Below are 4,266 nucleotides of genomic sequence, written 5' to 3'. Positions count from 1 at the left end.
TGGCGGGGCTGGTGGTGCTGGGGGTGCAGGGAGGCCGGGGCGGGCGGCGGGGTCAGCGGGCTGTCGGGCGGCGGCGCTAGCCTCGTGGGCATGACCAACTCCAGCTCTCCCGAGGCGCCGATCCCGGTCGGCAAGGTTTCCGCGCTGATCGGCGGCTGGATCGACCGGCTGGGCGAGGTGTGGGTCGAGGGGCAGATCGCGCAGCTGAACCGGCGGCCCGGCGCGGGGATGGTGTTCCTGACACTGCGCGACCCGGACCGGGACGTCTCACTGACCGTCACCTGCTTCCGGTCGGTCTTCGAGCGGGTGGCCGAGGTGGTGCAGGAGGGCTCGCGGGTCCTGGTGCACGCCAAGGCGGAGTGGTACACCGCGCGCGGCTCGCTGTCGCTGCGGGCGTCCGAGATCCGGCTGGTCGGGCTGGGCGAACTGCTGGCGCGGCTGGAGCAGTTGAAGAAGCGGCTGGCCGGCGAGGGGCTGTTCGCGGCGGAGCGCAAGCGGGCGCTGCCGTTCCTGCCGCACCGGATCGGGCTGGTCACCGGCCGCGGTTCGGCCGCCGAGCGGGACGTGCTGGAGGTGGCCCGGCGGCGCTGGCCGGCGGTCCGGTTCGAGGTGCGCAACGTCCTGGTGCAGGGACCCAGTGCGGCGGGGCAGGTGGCGGCGGCGGTCCGGGAGCTGGACGCGCTGCCCGAGGTGGACGTGATCATCGTGGCCCGCGGCGGCGGCAGCGTCGAGGACCTGCTGCCGTTCTCGGACGAGGAGCTGATCCGTACCGTGGCGGCCGCCCGTACGCCGGTGGTCAGCGCGATCGGGCACGAGCCGGACCAGCCGCTGCTGGACTTCGTGGCGGACCTGCGGGCCGCCACCCCTACCGACGCCGCCAAGCGGGTGGTGCCGGACGTGGGCGAGGAACTGGCCCGGGTGCACCAGCTGCGCGACCGCGCCCGCCGGTACATCACCGGGCGGGTGGAGCGCGAGCAGGCAGGGCTGGAGGGGGTGCGCAGCCGGCCGGTGCTGGCCGCGCCGCACCGGCTGGTGGAGGGCCCGGCGGCGGAGGTCACGGCGCTGGTGGAGCGGGCCCGGCGGGTGCTGGGTCACCGGCTGGACCACGCCGAGACGGATCTCGGGCACACGCTGGCCCGGGTGGTGGCGCTGTCTCCGCTGGCGACGCTGGAGCGCGGGTACGCGGTGCTGCAGCGGGCGGACGGGACGGTGGTGACCGATCCGGCGCAGGTCACGGCGGCGGAGCGGCTGCACGCCCGGGTGGCGGGCGGCGGCTTCGAGGTCACGGCCGACGGGGGCTGACGGCTCCGGATTGTCGGCGCGAACCCCTACGCTGGCGCCATGGCAGATCAGCGGGCAGCAGACCAGCAGGCGGACCGGCGGGCGGATCGGCCGGCGGACGGCCGGGCGCCGGATGCGGACGCGGCCGGCGCCGACGACGGCCTGGGGTACGAGCAGGCCCGGGACGCGCTGCTGGACGTGGTGCGCAGGCTGGAGAGCGGCGGCATCCCGCTGGAGGAGTCGCTGGCGCTGTGGGAGCGCGGCGAGCAGCTGGCCAAGGTCTGCCAGCGCTGGCTGGACGGCGCGCGGGCCCGGCTGGACGCGGCGCTGGCGGTCGAGGAGGGCCCCGAGGACGGGGAGTGACGCCGGGCAGTGACGCCGGGCAGTGACGCCGGCGGGTGACGGATGTCACATCGGGCGGATGGAATTGTTTAACGTTCACAGACTGTTGGGGACTACCGCACGGCGCACCGCGTCGGGCCGCTTCCCCGAACCCCTGTGATCAAGGTAGGACCAGACATGACCCTGGCTCTCGACGCCGCCGCCCAGGACCTGCTCTTCCGCGAGGCCCGCACCGCCAACACCTTCACCGACGAGCCGGTGAGCGACGAGCAGATCCAGGCCATCTACGACCTGGTCAAGTTCGCGCCGACCGCGATGAACCAGCAGCCGCTGCGGATCACCCTGGTCCGCTCCCCCGAGGCTCGCGAGCGCCTGGTCAACCTGATGTCGGACGGCAACAAGGCCAAGACCGCCAGCGCCCCGCTGGTCGCGATCCTGGCCGCGGACAACGAGTTCCACCACGAGCTGCCGGCCCTGTTCCCGCACTTCCCGCAGGCCAAGGACGTCGTCTTCGCCGAGCGCCCGGCCCGTGAGGCCTCCGCCGCGATGAACGCCACCCTGCAGGCCGCGTACTTCATCATCGGCGTGCGCGCCGCCGGCCTGGCCGCCGGCCCGATGCTCGGCTACGACGCCGCGGGCATCAACAAGGAGTTCTTCGCGGACGGCGAGCACTCGGTCGTCACCGTGATCAACATCGGCAAGCCGGGCGAGGACGCCTGGTACCCGCGCGGCCCGCGCCTGGCCTACGAGGACGTCGTCACCACCGTCTGACCCGGCCGCCGCCGCGGGCAGCGGCGGTACGACGAAGGGCCCCCGGTTCCCCCGGGGGCCCTTCGCGCGTTCACCCGGGCGCCCGGCCCGGCTACTTCAGCGCCTGGGCGAGCTGCGCCAGCTCGTCGTACGAGGCACTGCCGGTGACCACCGTGGTCGCGGTGCCGTCCTGCCGGGTGAGGCCGCGGTAGTGGGTGCCCTGGTACCGCTCCCAGTCCTGGCCCGCCACCGGGGCACTGCCGTCGGCGGCGCCGCCGGGGACCACGTCGGCCAGCACGTCGGCCTTGGCCGCGTTGCTCTGCTCCACCGCCGCGTACTCGCCGGAGGGGGTCACGAAACCCAGGTGCCAGACGTTGTGGCCGCTCTTGTCCTTGCGGTACTCCACCGAGGTGGCCCGCCACCGGTCGGACAGCCCCTGCGGCCCGAGCACCGGGTACGGCGCCGCGCGCTTCGCCGACGCCAGCGCCGAGCGGTAGTCGACCTGGTGGACGCCGTCGCCCCCGTCGTGCGGAATGAAGAGGTAGCCGACCGCCACCACGCCACCGACCGCCAGCATCGACAGGACCATGTCCCGCACCGACTGCCGGCTTCTCATGCTGCTCTTGCCTGCCACCCACCCATGGTGACCCATCACGGGCGCACCACTGTCACCCGGGGTCCCCGCCGGCCCCTCGGGCGCCCGTAGTCGCAGGTCGGCGGGAGGTGCGCCACAGACACCCGTCCGGGGGACAGATACGATCGCACCACCCTCACCACGGCGTTCGACGCAGGCAGTAGTCGAGCGCTCACTGGCCGTCGCGTACAGAGAGGTAACGACGATGACCACGCAGTACTCGCACAACCTGCCCAGCGCCCTGGAGGTGGCCCCCGAGGCTCCCGACCGGAACCTCGCGCTGGAGCTCGTCCGGGTCACCGAGGCCGCCGCCATGGCGGCCGGCCGCTGGGTCGGCCGCGGCGACAAGAACGGCGCCGACGGCGCCGCCGTGAAGGCCATGCGCACGCTCGTCTCGACCGTCTCGATGAACGGCGTGGTCGTCATCGGAGAGGGCGAGAAGGACGAGGCCCCGATGCTGTACAACGGCGAGCGGGTCGGCGACGGCACCGGCGCCGAGTGCGACGTCGCCGTGGACCCGGTGGACGGCACCACGCTGACCGCCAAGGGCATGAACAACGCGGTGGCCGTGCTCGCGGTCGCCGACCGCGGCACCATGTTCGACCCCAGCGCCGTGTTCTACATGGACAAGCTGGTGGCCGGCCCCGAGGCCGCCGACTTCGTCGACATCACCGCCCCCGCGGCGGTCAACATCCGCCGGGTCGCCAAGGCCAAGGGCAGCGCCGTCGAGGACGTCACCGTGGTGGTCCTGGACCGCCCGCGCCACGACGGCCTGGTCCGGGAGATCCGCGAGGCGGGCGCCCGGATCAAGTTCATCTCGGACGGCGACGTGGCCGGCGCCATCATGGCCGCCCGCGAGGGCACCGGCGTCGACCTGCTGATGGGCATCGGCGGCACCCCCGAGGGCATCATCGCGGCCTGCGCCATGAAGTGCATGGGCGGCGTGATCCAGGGCCGGCTGTGGCCCAAGGACGAGGCCGAGCGCCGCAAGGCCCTGGACGCCGGGCACGACCTGGACCGGGTGCTGTCCACCGACGACCTGGTCAGCGGCGAGAACGTGTTCTTCGTCGCCACCGGCATCACCGACGGCGAACTGCTGCGCGGCGTCCACTACCGCCAGGAGACCGCCACCACCAGCTCGCTGGTGATGCGCTCGAAGAGCGGCACGATCCGCCAGATCGACTCCACCCACAAGCTCTCCAAGCTGCGGGCGTACAGCGCGATCGACTTCGACCGGGCCAACTGACGGCTCCCGGCGC

At 73.4% G+C, this 4,266-nt stretch carries 5 protein-coding genes; 4 read left to right on the top strand and 1 reads right to left on the bottom strand.

Going from position 1 to position 4,266, the window contains the following annotated elements; translation table 11 throughout:
* The first annotated feature begins 90 nt into the window (after positions 1-90).
* The 3 genes from xseA (at position 91) to AA75_RS11175 (ending at position 2,394) form a co-directional block, all read left to right on the top strand.
* Positions 91-1,302 carry an exodeoxyribonuclease VII large subunit gene (gene xseA, locus AA75_RS11185; RefSeq protein WP_033819743.1) on the top strand — a complete coding sequence of 404 codons (1,212 nt, stop codon included), beginning with the start codon at positions 91-93 and terminating at the stop codon, positions 1,300-1,302.
* A 39-nt stretch (positions 1,303-1,341) separates the two neighbouring features.
* Positions 1,342-1,644: an exodeoxyribonuclease VII small subunit gene (locus AA75_RS11180; RefSeq protein ID WP_082526412.1), complete on the top strand. Its 303-nt coding sequence runs from the start codon at positions 1,342-1,344 to the stop codon at positions 1,642-1,644.
* Between the two features lie 156 nt (positions 1,645-1,800).
* Complete coding sequence (locus AA75_RS11175; RefSeq protein WP_033819742.1) at positions 1,801-2,394, top strand: malonic semialdehyde reductase; 594 nt, start codon at positions 1,801-1,803, stop codon at positions 2,392-2,394.
* A 91-nt stretch (positions 2,395-2,485) separates the two neighbouring features.
* Here the strand turns inward: AA75_RS11175 and AA75_RS11170 are convergent, their stop codons facing one another.
* Positions 2,486-3,007 carry a DUF4245 domain-containing protein gene (locus AA75_RS11170; protein ID WP_233288989.1) on the bottom strand — a complete coding sequence of 174 codons (522 nt, stop codon included), beginning with the start codon at positions 3,005-3,007 and terminating at the stop codon, positions 2,486-2,488.
* A 205-nt stretch (positions 3,008-3,212) separates the two neighbouring features.
* Here AA75_RS11170 and glpX point away from each other — a divergent pair, with 205 nt between their 5' ends.
* The gene (gene glpX, locus AA75_RS11165; RefSeq protein ID WP_033819740.1) at positions 3,213-4,253 is read left to right on the top strand and encodes a class II fructose-bisphosphatase; all 1,041 of its coding nucleotides are present in this window, start codon (positions 3,213-3,215) and stop codon (positions 4,251-4,253) included.
* Positions 4,254-4,266 lie beyond the last annotated feature (13 nt).

It is taken from the genome of Kitasatospora sp. MBT63 (assembly GCF_000710465.2).
Taxonomy (GTDB): Bacteria; Actinomycetota; Actinomycetes; order Streptomycetales; family Streptomycetaceae; genus Kitasatospora.
The sequence above is the reverse complement of the archived record's forward strand: the minus strand, read 5'-3'. Positions and strand labels throughout refer to the sequence as shown.

What these genes read in the sequence shown, in the direction of transcription:
- xseA (WP_033819743.1), top strand. Translation starts at nt 91, where the DNA reads ATGACCAACTCCAGCTCTCCCGAGGCGCCGATCCCGGTCGGCAAGGTT.
- AA75_RS11180 (WP_082526412.1), top strand. Translation starts at nt 1,342, where the DNA reads ATGGCAGATCAGCGGGCAGCAGACCAGCAGGCGGACCGGCGGGCGGAT.
- AA75_RS11175 (WP_033819742.1), top strand. Translation starts at nt 1,801, where the DNA reads ATGACCCTGGCTCTCGACGCCGCCGCCCAGGACCTGCTCTTCCGCGAG.
- glpX (WP_033819740.1), top strand. Translation starts at nt 3,213, where the DNA reads ATGACCACGCAGTACTCGCACAACCTGCCCAGCGCCCTGGAGGTGGCC.